Annotated in this window: 13 protein-coding genes; 2 read left to right on the forward strand and 11 right to left on the reverse strand. The window is 62.2% G+C overall.

Annotation, left to right across the window (positions count from 1 at the left end; all coding sequences use genetic code 11):
• The first annotated feature begins 52 nt into the window (after positions 1-52).
• Entirely contained in the window at positions 53-2,116 is a 2,064-nt protein-coding gene (gene tkt / locus P5706_RS19380) for a transketolase (RefSeq protein ID WP_285680977.1), read from the forward strand.
• A gap of 208 nt (positions 2,117-2,324) precedes the next feature.
• Here tkt and P5706_RS19385 read toward each other — a convergent pair whose 3' ends face one another.
• From P5706_RS19385 to P5706_RS19430, 10 genes are all read right to left on the reverse strand, one after another.
• Complete coding sequence (locus tag P5706_RS19385; RefSeq protein WP_285680979.1) at positions 2,325-2,510, reverse strand: hypothetical protein; 186 nt, start codon at positions 2,508-2,510, stop codon at positions 2,325-2,327.
• Between the two features lie 488 nt (positions 2,511-2,998).
• Positions 2,999-5,518: an excinuclease ABC subunit UvrA gene (locus tag P5706_RS19390; protein WP_285680981.1), complete on the reverse strand. Its 2,520-nt coding sequence runs from the start codon at positions 5,516-5,518 to the stop codon at positions 2,999-3,001.
• Positions 5,515-7,227 carry an ATP-binding protein gene (locus P5706_RS19395; protein WP_285680984.1) on the reverse strand — a complete coding sequence of 571 codons (1,713 nt, stop codon included), beginning with the start codon at positions 7,225-7,227 and terminating at the stop codon, positions 5,515-5,517. The genes P5706_RS19390 and P5706_RS19395 overlap by 4 nt, the downstream gene beginning before the upstream one ends.
• 110 nt (positions 7,228-7,337) lie before the next feature.
• Entirely contained in the window at positions 7,338-10,430 is a 3,093-nt protein-coding gene (locus P5706_RS19400) for an error-prone DNA polymerase (RefSeq protein WP_200434803.1), read from the reverse strand.
• The gene (locus P5706_RS19405; protein WP_200434802.1) at positions 10,406-11,818 is read right to left on the reverse strand and encodes a Y-family DNA polymerase; all 1,413 of its coding nucleotides are present in this window, start codon (positions 11,816-11,818) and stop codon (positions 10,406-10,408) included. Before P5706_RS19405 ends, P5706_RS19400 begins: the two co-directional genes overlap by 25 nt.
• Positions 11,819-11,825: 7 nt before the next feature.
• Positions 11,826-12,440: a translesion DNA synthesis-associated protein ImuA gene (gene imuA / locus P5706_RS19410; RefSeq protein WP_285680987.1), complete on the reverse strand. Its 615-nt coding sequence runs from the start codon at positions 12,438-12,440 to the stop codon at positions 11,826-11,828.
• Positions 12,440-13,057: a transcriptional repressor LexA gene (lexA, locus tag P5706_RS19415; RefSeq protein ID WP_017135402.1), complete on the reverse strand. Its 618-nt coding sequence runs from the start codon at positions 13,055-13,057 to the stop codon at positions 12,440-12,442. Before lexA ends, imuA begins: the two co-directional genes overlap by 1 nt.
• A gap of 205 nt (positions 13,058-13,262) precedes the next feature.
• Positions 13,263-14,387: an IS481 family transposase gene (locus P5706_RS19420; RefSeq protein WP_285679306.1), complete on the reverse strand. Its 1,125-nt coding sequence runs from the start codon at positions 14,385-14,387 to the stop codon at positions 13,263-13,265.
• Positions 14,388-14,720: 333 nt separating this feature from the next.
• Complete coding sequence (locus tag P5706_RS19425; RefSeq protein ID WP_285680990.1) at positions 14,721-14,882, reverse strand: hypothetical protein; 162 nt, start codon at positions 14,880-14,882, stop codon at positions 14,721-14,723.
• A 499-nt stretch (positions 14,883-15,381) separates the two neighbouring features.
• Positions 15,382-15,969: an NUDIX domain-containing protein gene (locus P5706_RS19430; protein ID WP_200433388.1), complete on the reverse strand. Its 588-nt coding sequence runs from the start codon at positions 15,967-15,969 to the stop codon at positions 15,382-15,384.
• A 113-nt stretch (positions 15,970-16,082) separates the two neighbouring features.
• On the opposite strand from P5706_RS19430, the gene P5706_RS19435 reads away from it, so the two are divergent.
• Complete coding sequence (locus tag P5706_RS19435) at positions 16,083-17,222, forward strand: GGDEF domain-containing protein (protein ID WP_285680992.1); 1,140 nt, start codon at positions 16,083-16,085, stop codon at positions 17,220-17,222.
• Here P5706_RS19435 and P5706_RS19440 read toward each other — a convergent pair.
• Positions 17,201-18,070 carry an SDR family NAD(P)-dependent oxidoreductase gene (locus P5706_RS19440; RefSeq protein ID WP_285680994.1) on the reverse strand — a complete coding sequence of 290 codons (870 nt, stop codon included), beginning with the start codon at positions 18,068-18,070 and terminating at the stop codon, positions 17,201-17,203. The two genes, P5706_RS19435 and P5706_RS19440, sit on opposite strands and share 22 nt — an antisense overlap.
• Positions 18,071-18,118: the final 48 nt, after the last annotated feature.

Below are 18,118 nucleotides of genomic sequence, written 5' to 3' on the forward strand. Positions count from 1 at the left end.
TTGCCGTGCCCTGCCCTCCACTGTAGATCGCCACCCGAGGGAGAACGGTTTCATGACTCACGCTGCCACTGCTGTCGACACCCAATGCATCAACACCATTCGCACCCTGGCCATGGATGCCGTGCAGAAAGCCAATTCCGGCCACCCCGGCACGCCCATGGGCCTGGCGCCAGTGGGCTACACGCTGTGGAGCCGCTTCCTGCGTTACCACCCCGAACATCCGGACTGGCCTAACCGCGACCGCTTTGTGCTGTCGGTGGGGCACGCCTCGATGCTGTTGTATTCGCTGCTGCACCTGGCCGGTGTGGTTGAGATTGATGCCCACGGCAAGCGCTCCGGCCAGCCGGCGATCAGCCTGGACGACATCAAGCAGTTCCGGCAGATGAGCTCCAAGACCCCCGGCCACCCCGAATACCGCATGACCACCGGCGTGGAAACCACCACCGGCCCGCTGGGCCAGGGCTGCGCCAACAGCGTCGGCATGGCCATGGCCGAACGCTGGCTGGGCAAACGCTTTAACCGCGACGGCCAGGTGCTGTTCGACTACAACGTCTACACCCTGTGCGGTGACGGCGACATGATGGAAGGCATCAGCAGCGAAGCGGCATCGATGGCCGGGCACTTGAAGCTCGATAACCTGTGCTGGATCTACGACAACAACACCATCAGCATCGAAGGCCACACCGAGCTGGCGTTCAGCGAAGACGTGATCAAGCGCTTCCAGGCCTATGGCTGGCACACCTTGCACGTTACCGATGCCAACGACCTGCAAGCCCTGAGCACCGCCCTGGAAACTTTCCAGGCCAACACCGGCGCGCCGACCCTGATTGTGGTCGACAGCGTGATCGGCTACGGCTCACCGCACAAACACAACACCGCCGCCGCCCATGGCGAGCCATTGGGCGATGATGAGATCCGCCTGACCAAGGCGGCCTATGGCTGGCCGCAGGATTCCAGTTTCCTGGTGCCCGACGACGCGCGCACGGTGCTGCAAGATGCGCTGCTGGAGCGCAGCCAGCCGCTGTATGAAACCTGGAAGCAACACGTGGCGCAGCTTGAGCAGTACGAACCGGAACTGGCCGATGAATTGCGCCGCATGCGCGCCGGCGAAATGCCGGAGCATTGGCAGGACGAACTGCCCCACTTCGACACCGACGCCAAGGGCATCGCCAGCCGCGCCGCCGGCGGCGAGGTGCTGAATGCCTTTGCGCAACAAATCCCTTGGCTGCTGGGCGGCTCGGCGGACTTGTCGCCGTCAACCAAGACCAACCTCACCTTCGACGGCGCCGGGCGGTTCTGTGCCGATGACTACAGCGGGCGCAACTTGCACTTCGGCATCCGCGAGCACGCCATGGGCGCGATTGCCAATGGCATGGCGCTGTCCTACCTGCGGCCGTACACCTCCACCTTCCTGGTGTTCAGCGACTACATGAAACCGCCGATCCGCCTGGCGGCAATCATGGAATTGCCGGTGGTGTTTGTGTTTACCCACGACTCCATCGGCGTCGGTGAAGACGGCCCGACGCACCAGCCTATCGAGCACCTGACACAACTGCGCGCCACGCCGGGGTTGCTGACCCTGCGCCCTGGCGATGCCAACGAGACGCTGGAACTGTGGAAGGTGGCCCTGGCACAAACCCATCGGCCGAGCTGCGTGGTGTTGTCGCGCCAGGCGCTGCCGACCTTGGATCGCACAAAATATGCGCCGGCGACTGGGGCGGCCAAAGGCGCTTATGTGCTGGCGGGTGCTGATACGCCTCAGGTTCTGCTGTTGGCGACAGGCAGTGAAGTGAGCCTTGCGGTGGCGGCTTATGAGCAGTTGCAAGCTGAAGGCATTGCCGCTCAGGTCGTGTCGATGCCCAGCTGGGAATTGTTTGAAGACCAGGATCAGGCGTATCGCGACAGTGTCTTGCCACCTGCGGTAAAAGCCCGTGTGGTGGTGGAGCAGGCTGGGCCTCTGGGTTGGGACCGCTATGTCGGGCAGACCGGTGCCAAGGTGGTGATGAACAGCTTTGGCGCGTCGGCACCTCTGGCCAAGTTGCAGGAAAAGTTCGGGTTTACGGTGGAGAATGTGGTGAAGCAGGCCAAGGACCAGATTCGCCTGGCTGGGCGTTGAGGCTGGGCGTTGAGGGGGCATATCCGTTATTTGGGTGATGGCTGATATTGGTTCCGCTCTTACAGCGGGTCACTTTTGTAAAGACACAAAAGTAACCAAAAAGTCTTCCCCCCAACACTCGGTGCCTCGCTTAGGCTCGGCATGCCCGCAATCCGCCATCGTGTTTGACGGGGCGATTTCAGATCAAGATCAAAATCAAAAGCGCAGATCAAAAGACCGCTGACTTCGCCAGCGAAAAGGATGTAAGAGCCGGAGCAACAGCAACAGCAACAGCAACAGCAACAGCAACAGCAACAGCAACAGCAACAGCAACAGCAACAGCAAAGCCATACTCGGTCAAAGGTGGGAGCGGGCTTGCTCGCGAATGCGGTGGGCCAGTCAATTCATCTGTCACTGACCCACCGCCTTCGCGAGCAAGCCCGCTCCCACATTTAGACCGCGTTGTATCAGGTAGATAGGCTTTGGCTTTGGCTTTGCACTTGACCTGGCTCTTGCTTCAACCACTCAGGTCGGCTTTCAGGCCGCCGTGCTGTAGATCTTGATCTTGATTTTGATTTTGATCTGAGACGCCCCGTTAACCACGATGGCCGAACGCAGGCTTGAATCCGTGGGTAACCCGGCAGGACGCCGGGTTAGCCGCGCTGGGCCAAGGATGGCCCATCGCGGCGGCCCACGGATTCAAGCCGGAGTGAGGGCACACCGAGCCCAAGCGAGGTGCCGAGTGGTGGGGCACAGACCTTTTGGTTACTTTTGGGGCGTTTGCCAAAAGTGACCCGCTGTAAGAGCGGAACCGATAGAAGCCGTTACCGCAGAAATGGATATGTACACCGACAAACCGCTATCGCAGGCAAGCCAGCTCCCACATCTTGACCGGATCAAGGCTTAGCCCAACTCGCGCGCCAGAAACGGCGCAGTGCGACTGGCCTTGCTCTTAGCCACCTGATGCGGCGTACCACAAGCCACCACCTTCCCCCCCAAATCCCCAGCCCCCGGCCCAATATCAATCACCCAGTCACTCTGAGCCACCACGCGCATCTCATGCTCCACCACAACCACCGTATGCCCCGCCTCCACCAGATGATTAAGCTGGCTAAGCAAGCGATCCACATCCCGAGGATGCAAACCGGTAGTCGGCTCATCCAACACATACAACGTCGCACCCCGGGCATTACGTTGCAACTCGGTCGCCAACTTGATCCGCTGCGCCTCCCCCCCGGACAGCTCAGTCGCCGGCTGCCCCAACCGCAAATACCCCAGGCCGATATCACGCAATACCAACAACGAACGCAACACCCCAGGCTGCTCGGCAAACACCTCGACTGCCTGCTCCACCGTCAGCCCCAGCACCTGGGCAATGCTCAAGCCTTGCCACTTTATCGCCAACGTCTCAGGGTTATAACGCGCCCCATGACAGGTCGGACACGGCGCATACACGCTGGGCATAAACAGCAACTCGACACTGACAAACCCTTCCCCCTCGCAATGGGGGCAACGGCCCTTGGCGACGTTGAACGAAAACTGCCCGGCATCGAAATGACGCTTCCTGGCCGCCGGCGTTGCCGCAAACAATTTGCGCACGTTATCGAACAACCCGGTGTAGGTCGCCAGGTTAGAACGCGGCGTGCGGCCGATGGGCTTCTGGTCCACCTGCACCAGACGTCGAATCTGTTCCAAGCCGCTGCTGATCCGCCCGCCACTGCTTTGCGGGGCATCATCTTCAAGGCTCGGTTCTTCGTCGCTTTCCAGCACACGGCCCAAGCCTGTGCCCACCAGTTCCAACAGCGCCTGGCTGACCAGGCTGGATTTGCCCGAGCCGGAAATCCCCGTCACCGCCGTAAAGCAACCCAGCGGGAAATCCACGCTCAGATCCTTGAGATTATTACGCGTCACGCCTTCAAGCTTCAGCCACCCGGAGGGCTCACGTAGCGTCGTGCTGCAAGCGCGGCGCTCGGCGAACAAATACTCGCGCGTCTGCGACGCCTGCACATCCGCCAACCCGGCGGGCGGGCCGCTGTACAGCACTTGCCCGCCGTGCTCACCGGCAGCCGGGCCGACGTCGATCAGCCAGTCGGCGCGGCGCATGGTTTCCAGGTCATGCTCCACCACAAACAACGAATTGCCGGCCGCTTTCAAACGCTCAAGTGCAGTAAACAATGCTTCGCCATCCGCCGGGTGCAGGCCCGCCGAGGGCTCGTCCAGCACATAGATCACGCCGAACAGCTGCGAGCCCAATTGGGTGGCCAGGCGCAGGCGCTGCAATTCCCCTGACGACAATGTCGGTGTGCTGCGCTCCAGGGACAGATAGCCCAGGCCCAACTCGGTCAGGGTGCTGACCCGCTCCAGCAAGTCCTGGGCGATACGCTGGGCCGCCAGGCGTTTTTCCACCGACAGCTTCATCTTGTCCTGCCCCGCCGCCACCGGGCGCAGCAGCTCGGCCAACTGCGCCAGCGACAACTGCGACAGCGCGCCGATGTCCACCCCGGCAAACTTCACCGACAGCGCCGCCTTGTTCAAGCGCTTGCCCTCGCACACCGGGCAGGCGCTGCCCTGCATGAATTGCGACACGCGTTTTTTCATCAGTGCGCTTTGGGTGTGGCTGAAGGTGTGCAGGATATAGCGCCGCGCACCGCTGAACGTGCCCTGGTAGCTCGGCTCCAGCTTGCGTTTCAACGCGTCGCGGGTTTGCTGTGGGGTAAAGCCTGCGTACACCGGCACGGTCGGGGTTTCTTCGGTAAACAGAATCCAGTCGCGCTGCTTTTTCGGCAGGTCGCGCCATGGGATGTCCACGTCGTAGCCCAGGGTCACAAGGATGTCGCGCAGGTTCTGCCCCTGCCACGCCAACGGCCAGGACGCTACCGCACGCTGGCGAATGGTCAAGGACGGATCGGGCACCATCAGCGCCTCGGTCACCTCATACACGCGGCCCAAACCGTGGCAATGCGGGCAAGCGCCCTGGGGCAGGTTGGGCGAGAAGTCCTCGGCGTACAGCATCGCCTGCCCCGGCGGATAACTGCCGGCGCGCGAATACAGCATGCGGATCAGGCTCGACAAGGTGGTAACACTGCCCACCGACGAGCGCGCACTCGGCGTGCCGCGCTGCTGTTGCAGGGCCACGGCCGGTGGCAGGCCTTCGATAGCGTCCACATCCGGCACGCCGACCTGGTCAATCAGGCGCCGCGCATAGGGCGCCACCGATTCAAAATAGCGGCGCTGCGCCTCGGCATACACCGTGGAAAACGCCAGGGATGATTTGCCGGAGCCCGACACGCCGGTAAACACCACCAGGGCATCCCGGGGAATGTCCACATCGACGTTACGCAGGTTGTGTTCGCGGGCGCCGCGCACGCGGACAAAGCCTGGGCGCTGGGCAGTGATCGGGGGGATGTTGCGCTGTGACGTCATGGGCAACCTTGTCTGGCGGTGAGCACGCTGCGCACCCGTTGCGTGAGGGCTTCGGGGCTGTAGGGCTTGCTCAGCAGATGAATGTCGGGGCTCAGCAGATGAGTGCTGGAAAGAATGTCGCGGGTGTGGCCGGAAGTGAACAGCACCGCCACCGGAGGGTGCTGCACGCGTGCCCAGTCGGCCAGGTCGGTGCTTTTGACCCGGCCGGGCATCACCACGTCGGTGAAGATCAGGTCCGGGCGCACGTCGTTTTGCAAGGCCTGCATGGCCCGGTCGCCGTCTTCGGCGGTCAGTACGGTGTAGCCCGATTGTTGCAGCAACTCGACCACGGTCAGGCGCACGCCTTCGTTGTCCTCGACCACCAGGATGGTTTCCTGGCCGCCGCTGTGGGTTACTTGCTCGGTGTCTACCTCACCACATTCGGGTTCCAGGCTGCGGGGGAAATACATCTGCACCACCGAGCCTTTGCCCTCCTCGCTCCGTACGTCCACATGCCCGCCGCTTTGGCGTACAAAACCGAACACCATGCTCAGGCCCAGGCCGGTGCCATGCCCTTCACGCTTGGTGGTAAAGAACGGCTCGAACGCACGTTTGAGTACCTCCTGGGGCATGCCGACACCGGTGTCGGTCACCGCCAGGCGCACGTATTCGCCCGGTTTGATGCTTTTACCGATGCAATCGCCGGGGTTGAGGATGATATTTTCGCCGCTGATGCGAATCACGCCTTCGCCTTGCATGGCATCGCGGGCATTGATCGCCAGGTTGAGCAGCGCGTTTTCCAATTGGTTGCGGTCGACGTTGATGCACCAGGAATCCTGGGGCAGTTGCACGTCGATATGAATGGTCTCCCCCAGCGCCCGTTGCAGCAGTTCACCTAAACCGGCGTAGATGCGTTGCGGGTTGTACACCGCCGGCGACAACGGCTGGCGACGCGCAAACGCCAACAGTTGCGAGGACAGCTTGGCCCCACGCTCCACCGCAGCGATGGCCGCCGTGACGCGGCGCTGCACCTGGGGGTTGTCCGGCTCGTGGCGGGCCAGCAGGTGCAGGTTGCCGGCGATCACTTGCAGCAGGTTATTGAAGTCATGGGCCACGCCGCCGGTCAGGCCGCCGATGGCTTCAAGCTTCTGCGATTGGCGCAACTGGTCTTCGGCGGCGGAACGCGCTTGCACTTCGGCGGCAACGCGTTGCTCCAGGTTGTGGGTCAGCTCCTGGCGCAGGCGCTCGGAATGCACATGTTCGGTGGTTTCCACCACAATCGCCAACACACCGGCTGGTTGCTGATTGTCCCCGGCGACGGGGCTGTAATAGAGGTCCAGCCACACGGTTTCCGGCTTGCCGTTGCGCAACAACACCAGGTCTTTGTTATTAAACGTCAAGGTGCCACCCGCTAGGCAGGTGCCGACCACGTGGCGGTTGAACTCGGCCACTTCCGGCCAGCCCAGCTCCACCGGCTTACCGAGTAGATACGGATGCCGGCCGCCGGCAAACACCGAATAGCTGTCGTTGTAGATCATGTACCCCGCCCGCCCCCACAGCATCACCATCGGCACGGGCGAGGCCAGCATCATCTGCACGTTGCAGGCCAGGCTGGCGCTCCAGGTGTCAATCGGACCCAGGTCGGTCGTCGACCAATCGAAGGCGCGGATCCGCTGGGCCATTTCACCGGACCAGCCTTCACAGCCATGGGGGTTGGATAAAAACTGCATCGGTCGGCTCTGTGCAAAATGAGGGCATGGACAACGTTTTGGAGCGCGACAGCGGCGGATGGTTTCACTTGTTATACGTTAGGAGGTAACGCAAGCAAAAACCACTGCTCTCAATGAAAATCCCGGCTGCGCACATGCATGCCTTCCAGCAGTGGCGTCAGGTCGGTGAGACGCCCGGCGATCAAGTGCCGCACCTCGCCCACCGCCTCCCAGCGCCCGTCGACTTTGAGCAGCCGCGAGCCGACCAGCGCCAGGCGCTGGCGTTCTGCCAGGTCGCGCCAGACCACCACATTGAGGTTGCCGAATTCATCTTCCAACGTCACAAAGGTCACGCCACTGGCGGTGCCTGGGCGCTGACGCCCGGTCACCAGACCGGCCACACTGACATTGCGCCCATGCTCCACCGCCATCAGCTCAAGGGAGCTGCGGCAACGGCGTTTACGCAACTCATCACGTAGCAACGCCAGCGGGTGCGGGCCGAGGGTGGTACCCACGGTGGCGTAGTCAGCCTGCAGGTCTTCGCCAACCGTCGGTGCGGGCAATTGCACCGCCGCTTCTTCGGGGCTCGGCAGGCCCGCGAACAACCCCAGCTGTTTATGCACGCCTGCCACTTCCCAACGCGCGGTGTGCCGGTTGCCCGCCAACCCACGCAAGGCCCCGGCATCCGCCAGCAATGCCTGGGCCCGTGCATCCAGGCCGGCGCGGTCGTCCAGGTCGGCAATGTCGCTGAACACACGACGCTGGCGCGCCGCCTCGATGCGCCGCCCATCCTCCTCACGAAACCCAGAGATCATGCGCAAGCCCATGCGAATCGCCGGTTGCTGGCCGTCGACAGGCTCAAGGCTGCAATCCCAGTCACTGGCCAGCACATCCACCGGGCGGATCTGCAAGCGATGGCGCCGCGCATCCTGCAGGATCTGGTCCGGGCTGTAGAAACCCATGGGCCAGCTGTTGATCAAGGCGCAGGCGAACGCCGCCGGTTCATGGCACTTGAGCCAGCAACTGGCGTAGGTCAACAAGGCAAAACTGGCCGCGTGGGACTCGGGGAAGCCATAACTGCCAAAGCCTTTGATCTGCTCGAAGATCTGCGCGGCAAATTCCTCGCTGTAGCCATTTTTGAGCATACCGGTGCGCAGGCGCTGCTGATGCGGCTCAAGGCCGCCATGGCGTTTCCAGGCGGCCATGGAGCGGCGCAACTGGTCGGCTTCGCCGGGGCCATAGTCGGCGGCAACCATGGCGATCTGCATCACCTGTTCCTGGAACAGCGGCACGCCCAAGGTGCGCTTCAGCACGGCCTCAAGTTCCGGCGATGGATAAGTGGTGGGCTCTTCGTTATTCCGGCGCCGCAGGTACGGATGCACCATGCCACCCTGGATCGGCCCAGGCCGCACAATCGCCACCTCAATCACCAGGTCGTAGAAGTTCTGCGGCTTGAGCCTGGGCAGCATCGACATCTGCGCCCGCGACTCGATCTGGAACACGCCGATGGTGTCGGCCTTGCTGATCATTGCGTAGGTTGCCGGGTCTTCCTTGGGAATCGTCGCCAACGCCAGATCGCGATTGCGATGGCGGCGCAGCAAGTCGAAGCAGCGGCGGATCGCACTGAGCATGCCCAACGCGAGGATATCCACCTTGAGCAGGCCGACGGCGTCGAGGTCGTCCTTGTCCCACTGGATAATGGTGCGCTCGGCCATGGCGGCATTTTCCACCGGCACCAGGGTGTCCAGCGGGTATTCGGAAATCACAAAACCGCCAGGGTGCTGGGACAAATGCCGGGGGAAGCCGATCAGCTGTTGAGTCAATGTCAGCACACGCCGCAGGATCGGGCTTTGCGGGTCGAAGCCGCCTTCGCGCAGGCGTTCCAGCGGCGGCGCATCTTCACTCCAGCGCCCGCAACAGTCGGCCAGCGCGTTGATCTGGTCCGGCGGCAAACCGAGGGCCTTGGCCACGTCGCGCACCGCGCCGGACGCGTGATAACTGCTGACCACCGCCGTCAACGCCGCGCGGGTGCGGCCGTAGCGTTGGAACACGTACTGCAGCACTTCCTCGCGGCGTTCGTGTTCAAAATCCACGTCGATATCCGGCGGTTCATTGCGCTCCTTGGACAGGAAACGCTCGAACAGCATGCTCGTCAGGCTCGGGTCGATTTCGGTGATGCCCAAGGCAAAACACACCGCCGAGTTGGCCGCAGAACCTCGGCCCTGGCACAGGATCGAGCGGCTGCGGGCGAAGCGCACGATGTCATGCACCGTCAGGAAGTAGCTTTCGTAGCCCAGCTCGCTGATCAGCACCAGTTCCTTGTTGATCTGCTGCAAGGTCTTGGCGTCGACACCGTGCGGCCAACGCTGGGCAATGCCTTCTTCAGTCACCGCGCGCAGCCAGGATTGCGCGTCATGGCCGGCGGGCACCAGCTCGCGTGGGTAGTGGTAGCGCAACTGGCTGAGGTCAAAGGTGCAACGTTTCGCGATGGCCAGGGTTTCGTCGCGCAAGGCTTGTGGGTACAACGCGGCCAGCGCATCGAGGCTGCGCAAATGCCGCTCGCCATTGGGGTGCAGGCGCGTGCCGGCTTCGGCCACCGGTACGTGATGGCGGATCGCGGTCATGGTGTCTTGCAAGGCCCGGCGCCCGCGCGCATGCATGTGTACATCGCCGCAGGCCACCGCCGGGATCTGCAGGCTGGCGGCCAGGGCCAGGCGCTGTTGCAAATGGCGCGCATCGTCCTGGCCGCAGTGCAGGTGCACCGCCAGCCACAGACGTTCGGCGAAGGTGTGTTGCAGCCATTGGAGGGTGGCCTGGGTGTCGTTGTCTTCGGCCACCCACAGCGCCAGCAGGCCGGGCATGGGCTGTTCGAAATCGGCGTGCAGCAGGCGGTAACTGCCTTTTTCGGCGCGGCGGCGAGCCAGGGTAATCAGCCGGCACAGGTGTTGATAGCCGCTGAGATCTTCGACCAACAACACCAGTTTCGGGCCGTTTTCGATGCGCATCTCGCTGCCGATAATCAGTGGTAAATCCACCGCCTTCGCCGCCTGCCAGGCCCGCACGATGCCCGCCAAGGTACATTCATCGGTGATCGCCAGGGCGCTGTAGCCTTGGCGCTTGGCACGTTCGAACAGCTCCAGCGCACTCGACGCGCCGCGCTGGAAACTGAAATTGGACAGGCAATGCAGCTCGGCGTAGCTCATGCGAACCAGCCTTGCAGCCATAGCCCGTCGTTCTGCCCTACATGGCGATAGGCCCAGCCTTGCTGGCCGGCGCGCGTGCGGATCAGGTAATAGTCGCGGCGGATATCGGCGCCGTCCCACCAGCCGGACTCGATGCGTTCCGGGCCCATCAGGATCTGCACGCCCTGCTCGGCCAGCAAGGTCGGTTCAGTCAACAACCAGCCGGGGCGCTGCACCTTGTGCAAGGTCGGGCACGCACGGCTGTCGGCGCTCGCCTGCCAGGCACATTCGGGGCGGTGGTCGGCGTGAAAGCGCAGGCTTTGTACGGCCTCATCGCCAAGCCGTGCGCGCAGGCGTTCGCGCAGTTGCTCCCAAGGCAAGGTTTGTTGTGGGCGATCGTCGAACAGGTCCAGGCGTTGCGGCACAAACACCGGCAGGTCCTGGGCCACCAGGCGAAACCCGCGCACCGGTGAGGTGACTTGCACCTGCTCCAGACGGCCACGGGCCAATTCGAACAGCATCGACGGTTCGCGCTCGGCGCTGAGCAGGCCGACCTTGATCACACTGTCGGGCGCCTGGGCGTGTTCCAGGTGCAAGTCGAAGCGCTGCACGCCACTGTCGCGCCCGCAGAGGAAGGCGGACAGATCGCCGGTCAGGCGTCGCAACGGGAACAGCAGCGCCTGGTGCGATTGCACGTCGAAATTCAGCTCGATGCGCACGTCGAACTGATCCGGCGGCTGATAAAACGCCAGGGCCAATGGGCGCTGTCCGCTCAGGGCATCCAGGTGCTTGAGCAAGCCGGCGTCAAAGCGTCGCGCCAGGGTATGCCGAGGCAACGCCTGCACCTGGGCCAAGGTGCGCAGGCCCATGCGTGACAAGGCCGTGGCCGCCTGCGGGTCAAGGCCGGCGCGGTCGATGGGCAGCGGCGCCAGGGCTTGCTGCAACGCGTCCTCACCGATCGCCAGGCCATCGTAGATATTGGCCAGCACCCGCGCCGCCGCCGGGTTGGGCGCAGCGACGATACGGTGGCGAAAGCCCAATTCGGTCAACTCCTGACGCAAGCGCGCCTCGAACTGCGGCCACGGCCCGAACAGGCCGAGGCTCGACTCGATCTCGAACAGCAACGCACGCGGGTAATACACGCTGACCTGGGAGCTGAAACGGTAGGCCCAGGCCGCGAGGAACTGCTGCCAGCGTTCGATTTCGGCGGGGTCGTACTCGGCGCTGGCAAAGGTTTTGGCCAGGGCATGCGCGGCCGTCAGCGATTGACCTGGTCGCAGCCCCAAAGCCCGGGCGGCGGCATTGACGGTTTGCAGCACGCGGCGCTGCGGCGTGCCGGCCAGCAGTGCCAAGGGTTGATCCGGCTCGGGGTGCACACGCTGCACCCCGTCCAGCGCCAATTGCGGGAAGACAATACACACCCAACGCATGGCAACCTCAGTGCCCCGCCAGGGCTATCGGCGCCGGGTGGGCCAAACCGCCCCGGCACTTGAGCACTCGCACTTGCGCAGGTTTTGCCTCGACAGCCAGGCGCAAGGCGGCGGGCGATGAATTGACCGCCTCGCTTAGAGAGCGCCAGGCAAACGCCAGGGTCTGGCCGGTCTCGGCCGCCACCTGCAAGCGCCGCAAGGCGCGGTCATCGGCCTTGTGCGGCCAGCACAGCACCGCGCCGCAACTGCCGGAACGCAGGCACTGCTCCACCGCCCACAACACATCGCGCGCCTCGGCCTGGATCACCGAAAGCTGGCGCAGATCCACCCCGGCATTCTGCCAGGCGTGGGGGTACGGCGTGTAGGGCGGCGCCACCAGCACAATGCGCTCGCCCGCCGTTGATAAGCGGGCCAGGGTTGGCAACACCAATTGCAGCTCGCCAACGCCCTCCTTCGCCATCAGGATTTCACTCAACGCCGACTCCGGCCAGCCGCCCGTGGGCAACACCGCGTCCAGCGCCGCCAGCCCAGTGGGGTGCACGCTGGCCGGTGGCGCGGCGGGCCGGCCTTTCCAGACGCGGCCGCCATTGAACAGCGTGTCCAGGGCAACGACGGCGCCCATCAGCCTTGCCTCACCAGGCCACAGAACACGCCTTCGATGGCCAGGTCCTGATCCGGCCCGACCACAATCGGTTGATACGCGGGGTTGCGTGGCAGCAGGCGCACCTGCTCGCCATGGCGCTCAAAGCGTTTGATGGTGACTTCGCCGTCCAGGCGTGCCACCACGATCTGCCCGTTCAAGGCTTCGGCGCTGCGGCGCACGCCCACCAGGTCGCCGTCGAGAATGCCGTCTTCGATCATCGAATCGCCCTGCACGCGCAGCAGGTAATCCGGGGTTTTGGCGAAGGTGGCGGGGTCCAGTTGCAGGCGGTTGTGCACCTCGGCATCGGCGCCGATGGGCAGGCCGGCGGCAACGCGACCGAGCACAGGCACATCCAGCCATTCGGGGCGCGCGGGTTGGTTGAGCAGGCGGATGCCACGGGCCTGGTTGGGGTTGACCTCGATAAAACCGGCTTCGGTCAGGGCCACCACGTGTTTGCGTGCAACGCTGCGCGAGGCGAAGCCGAACGCCTCGGCGATCTCGGCGAGGCTCGGGGGCTGGCCTTGTTGCGCGATACGGTCGCGGATGAAGGTCAGGATGGCGGTGCGGCGGGGGGTCAGGGTTGTCATGGAGTACATTTGTACCCTTGTGGGAAATTTCTGACAATAGCCGGTAGTCGGGATGGGGTTGGGTTGGGTTGGGTTGGGTTGGGTTGGGTTGAGTGCATATCCATTATTTGGGTAACGGCCGCCTATGGTTCCGCTCTTACAGCGGGTCACTTTTGCAAGGACGTGTACGGACCGGACACATGGTGGACACATGTGCGGGGACATGGTGGACACATTATTGACCATAATCAGGCTTACTAACTTCGATAGTTCGCAAAAAATGATGGCAGAAATAGACATCGAACAGACCATCGCTTTCAGGGTTAGGGCGGATTGCTATGTGTTGCCCTGCCAGGCCTTTTGCGATGCTGAAATAGCTTTTCTGAAAGCGAAAACGGCTGTGATAAACCTTGGCTAATACGTCATCTGGTCCGTATTCAAACTCCGGTAGTTGCTGCGGATAATCCCAAGAACTGCTGCGATAACGGTCCATTGGCACCTTGTATTCCAGCGCCTGATGGGGACGTTGCAGGTTGTATATTTCACGCCATTGATCGAAAGCTAGCTGGGCATCTGCCAGTGTAGAAAAGTGACGCCCGTTAAGGACTTCTGCCTTGAGTGATCGATGGAAACGCTCGATTTTCCCATTTGTTTGCGGATGGTAGGGACGACTGAAACTTATCCGAATTCCCAAACGCACCAGCCAAATGCTCAACTCGGTGATCTCGCCAGGATTACGCGGTGAGCCCCAAGGCGCGCCATTGTCGACGTTGATACGTGCTGGTAAACCGTAAATTTCAAATACCTTGCTCATCTTCTCTTTTACGGTGGTACCTCGCTCGTTATCACACGCTTGGATGGCCAGATTGAACCGCGAATGATCGTCCAGGATGGTCAGGGGGTGGCATCGGCCTTGCTGCATTGCAAAGTGGCCTTTGAAATCCATCTGCCAAAGATCATTGGGCTCAGGATGTTCAAATCTCAGCAGGGCCCCTGGTTCTTTATCTGAGGGTTTAATCAAGCTATGCCGGTGCAAGACATTCGTGACAGTACTGGGGGCAATTCGCTTGTCCAGCATGCTGCTAATTGTGCGTCCGCCCCATGCCGGATGATCTTGGCGAAGTGCAATAACCTCAGCCTCCAGCTCGGCCTGGGTCAGCTTGGGGCTGCTGACGGGCTTACGTGACTTCTCTTGCAGGCCTGCAGAACCGCCGGCCTCGTAGCGTTTTAGCCACTTGTAGACTGTCTGCGGACTTATGCCGAATCGTCGGCACAGCTCTCGCTTATTACTGCCGGGTTTCTTTGCTAAGGAAACAAACTCTTCTTTTAGGCTCATGGCGTCTCTCGAGTTCCAGGGCATGATGGCCTCCCGGCGCAGTTAGCTTGCCGAGAAGTGTCCACCATGTCCCCGCACACCCGTCAACCATGTGTCCGGTCCGTACACAAGGACGCAAAAGTAACCAAAAGGTCCTCGCCCCAACACTCGGTGCCTCGCTTAGGCTCGGCATGCCCGCAATCCGACAGTGATTTGGGGGGCCGCCGCGATGGGCCATCCTTGGCCCAGCGCGGCTAAACCGGCATCCCTGCCGGTTTACCCCCCAAATCACTGTCGAATTCCGGCCATCGTGTTTAACGGGGCGATTTCAGATCAAGATCAAGATCAAAAGCGCAGATCAAAAGACCGCTGACTTCGTCATCGAAAAGGATGTAAGGGCCGGAGCAACAGCAACAGCAACAGCAACAGCAACAGCAACAGCAACAGCAACAGCAACAGCAACAGCAACAGCAACAGCAACAGCAACAGCAACAGCAACAGCAACAGCAACAGCAACAGCAACAGCAACAGCAAAGCCATACTCGGTCAAAGGTGGGAGCTGGCTTGCTCGCGAATGCGGTGTATCAGTGACAGATGAGTTGACTGACCCACCGCATTCGCGAGCAAGCCCGCTCCCACACTTAAACCGCGCTGCATCAGGTAGACAGGCTTTTGCTTCGCACTTGACCTGGCTCTTGCTTCAACCACTCAGGTCGGCTTTCAGGCCGCCGTGCTGTAGATCTTGATCTTGATCTTGATCTGCTTTTGATCTGAGGCGCCCCGTTAACCACGATGGCCGAACGCAGGCTTGAATCCGTGGGTAACCCGGCAGGACGCCGGGTTAGCCGCGCTGGGCCAAGGATGGCCCATCGCGGCGGCCCACGGATTCAAGCCGGAGTGAGGGCACACCGAGCCTAAGCGAGGGGCCAAGTGGTGGGGCACAGACCTTTTGGTTACTTTTGGGGCGTTTGCCAAAAGTGACCCGCTGTAAGAGCGGAACCAATATCAGCCATCACCGCAGCAACGGATATGTACTCAATCACCAACCATCTTTAAGCATCCGCAATTCCAGATGCTGCAACAGCATAATGGTCTTGCCATCAACAATCTCCCCACTCTGCACCATCGCCAGCGCCCGCTCAAACCCCAGCTCCAGCACTTCGATATCCTCGCCCTCCTCCTCCAGCCCGCCCCCCGTACCAATCTGATCCGCCTGCGTATACTCACCGATAAAAAAGTGAATACGCTCGGTCACCGAGCCAGGACTCATAAACGCCGCATAGATTTTTTCCACATGCCCCACGCGATACCCGGTCTCTTCCTCAGCCTCCAGGCGAATACGTTCTTCAGGACTGGCATTGTCCAGCAACCCGGCGGCCGCTTCGATCAAGTAGCCGGGGTAATCGTTGACAAACGTAGGCATGCGAAACTGGCGGATCAACAGCACCGTGCGCTGCCCACGGTTGTACAACAAAATAGTCGCGCCATTGCCCCGGTCATACACCTCACGAGTCTGGGCCTGCCAGCTGCCGTCCTGGCGACGCAGGTCGAAGCTGTACTTTTTCAAGTTGTACCAGCTGTCTGAAAGGGTTTCTTCAGCGGTGATGCGAATGGGGCTGTTGTCCATGGTCGGGCCTTTGCTCATAGAAGCCGGAAGCATGTCGCGCCAGCAATACCAGCGTCAAGCGGCCTGCTTACGGCTACAATCGCCACCCAAGAAGGATCGCCAGGTTCACGCCAATGATGCTGCACATCCCGACGCTATTGATGGTAGCCGTGTTCGTGTTCGGCCTCATGGGCCTGCTCACGGTACATGCCTGGAGCCGTGGCCGCGAACCGACCCTGGGCTATCTGGGCAGCATGCTGCTGCTCGCCGCCCTGGGCACCGGGCTGATTGTGGTGCGCGGCGTGGGCATAGACTTTGTCGCGCTGGTCATCGGCAACGTGGTGCTGCTGCTCAGCGCCGCCATGAACTGGACCGCCATGCGCACCTTCGTGCAACAAAAACCCCATGTACCGGGGATCCTCGCCGGCGCCGTCGTGTGGTTGCTGATGTGCTTGGTGCCGCCGTTCTATGGCTCGCTGTCGGCGCGCGTCACCCTGTACTCACTGTTGGCTGCCGGCTACGGCGTGCTGTCGGCGCTGGAGCTGTGGCGCAAGCGCAAAAGCCTGGAAGTGGCCTACGTGCCGGCCCTGGCGCTGACGCTGTGGCACACCGGTTTTTATGGCGTGCGTGCCTTTACCGACCCTGGCCTGCCGATCAACAGCGAACGGGCCTCGGAGAGCGAAAGCACGCCGTTTTTTGCATTCATGCTGTTTGAGTCGATGCTGTACGCCATCGGTATCGCCTACGTCACCTTGGCGATGGTCAAGGAGCGCGCCGAGTTGCGCTTCAAGGCCGCCGCCTTCAGTGACGCGCTGACCGGCATCGGCAACCGCCGCGCCTTTATGCTCAAGGGTGAACAACTGCTGCAGCGCCATCAATGCGCGGCCCTGCTGCTTTGCGACCTGGACCACTTCAAACGCCTGAACGACAGCTTCGGCCATCCCATGGGCGACAAGGCATTGATTGCCTTCAGCCAGGTGCTGCAGGACGCGTTACGCAACGAGGATGTGTTCGCACGCATTGGCGGCGAAGAGTTCGCCTGCCTGTTGGCAGGCAGCGATGAAACCGATGCGTTGGCAGTGGCCGAGCGAATCCGCCTGGCGTTTGCGCGGTTGGAATTGCTGGCGCCGGGCTTTCTGAGCGTGAGTATCGGCATCGTCACCACCCAGGCAGCGGGCAGTGACTTATCGCATTTATTGTCCCAGGCCGACCAGGCGCTGTACTTGGCCAAGGCGCAGGGGCGTAATCGGGTTCAACTGGTCACGCCGGCCTGAGCCAGCGGCTGCTTGATGCGCGACCACGCGGCGGCAACTTCTTGCGCATTGGCCGCCTTGATGCGCGCAAGATTGCGCGGGTACTCCACGCCTGGGTTTTCGGTGAAGCGCGTGGCGGTGAATTGACCATTGCTGGCGCGCAGGATGTAGCCCGTGTCCTGGCACTGCCCAGAGGCCAGGAACACTACGCCCGGCGTCACCCACTCTGGCTTGAGTTCATACGGTTCGTCGGTCACGCCCCACATGCGCGTCTTGGCCACCGGCGAGATCGCATTGACCTTGATACCGGCCTCGGCGCCTTCATGGCTCAGGGCGTTCATGATGCCCAATTGCGCCATCTTGCCGGCGCTGTAGGCCACCAGCCCGGTTTGCTCGTATTGCACGTACATGGCGCGGTCGGAGGTGGTCAGGATGATACGCGGCGCCGCCGAGCGCAGCAGGTGCGACCAGGCGTGCTTGCACAGCCAGAGCGGCGCGTAGAGGTTGATGTGCATGGCGCGCTGGAGGAAGGCGGCGTCGAGGTCGGCGATGTTCTGGTAACCGACCCAGCCGGCGTTATGGATCAGGATATCGAGCTGGCCGTAAGCCTCGATCGTGAAGCTGATCAGTTGCTGGCAGCCCTCGTCGGTAGACAGATCGCCGTCATGCCCGAGCACCGCCAGCCCTTCGGCCTGCAAGGCTGCGGCTGCTGCGTGCACCACCGACGCATCGGTGCCGGCGCCCAGCTTGTCGGCGCCGATATCACTGATCACCACCCGCGCGCCGCCTTGGGCCAGCGCCCGTGCATAACTGAGGCCCAGCCCACGCGCGCCGCCGGTGATAATTGCCGTTTTGTCGGTGAAATCCATGTCTGTGCTCTCCTGCTCGGCCGTCCACCCTAACAACCCGCGTACGGA

It is taken from the genome of Pseudomonas sp. ChxA (genome assembly GCF_030263855.1).
GTDB lineage: Bacteria > Pseudomonadota > Gammaproteobacteria > Pseudomonadales > Pseudomonadaceae > Aquipseudomonas > Aquipseudomonas fluorescens_CB.

Bases quoted from the DNA above. Each gene is read 5' to 3' on its own strand.
- tkt (WP_285680977.1), top strand. From the start codon at position 53: ATGACTCACGCTGCCACTGCTGTCGACACCCAATGCATCAACACCATT.
- P5706_RS19390 (WP_285680981.1), bottom strand. From the start codon at position 5,518: ATGACGTCACAGCGCAACATCCCCCCGATCACTGCCCAGCGCCCAGGC.
- P5706_RS19395 (WP_285680984.1), bottom strand. From the start codon at position 7,227: ATGCAGTTTTTATCCAACCCCCATGGCTGTGAAGGCTGGTCCGGTGAA.
- P5706_RS19400 (WP_200434803.1), bottom strand. From the start codon at position 10,430: ATGGCTGCAAGGCTGGTTCGCATGAGCTACGCCGAGCTGCATTGCCTG.
- P5706_RS19405 (WP_200434802.1), bottom strand. From the start codon at position 11,818: ATGCGTTGGGTGTGTATTGTCTTCCCGCAATTGGCGCTGGACGGGGTG.
- imuA (WP_285680987.1), bottom strand. From the start codon at position 12,440: ATGGGCGCCGTCGTTGCCCTGGACACGCTGTTCAATGGCGGCCGCGTC.
- lexA (WP_017135402.1), bottom strand. From the start codon at position 13,057: ATGTACTCCATGACAACCCTGACCCCCCGCCGCACCGCCATCCTGACC.
- P5706_RS19420 (WP_285679306.1), bottom strand. From the start codon at position 14,387: ATGCCCTGGAACTCGAGAGACGCCATGAGCCTAAAAGAAGAGTTTGTT.
- P5706_RS19425 (WP_285680990.1), bottom strand. From the start codon at position 14,882: ATGGCTTTGCTGTTGCTGTTGCTGTTGCTGTTGCTGTTGCTGTTGCTG.
- P5706_RS19430 (WP_200433388.1), bottom strand. From the start codon at position 15,969: ATGGACAACAGCCCCATTCGCATCACCGCTGAAGAAACCCTTTCAGAC.
- P5706_RS19435 (WP_285680992.1), top strand. From the start codon at position 16,083: ATGATGCTGCACATCCCGACGCTATTGATGGTAGCCGTGTTCGTGTTC.
- P5706_RS19440 (WP_285680994.1), bottom strand. From the start codon at position 18,070: ATGGATTTCACCGACAAAACGGCAATTATCACCGGCGGCGCGCGTGGG.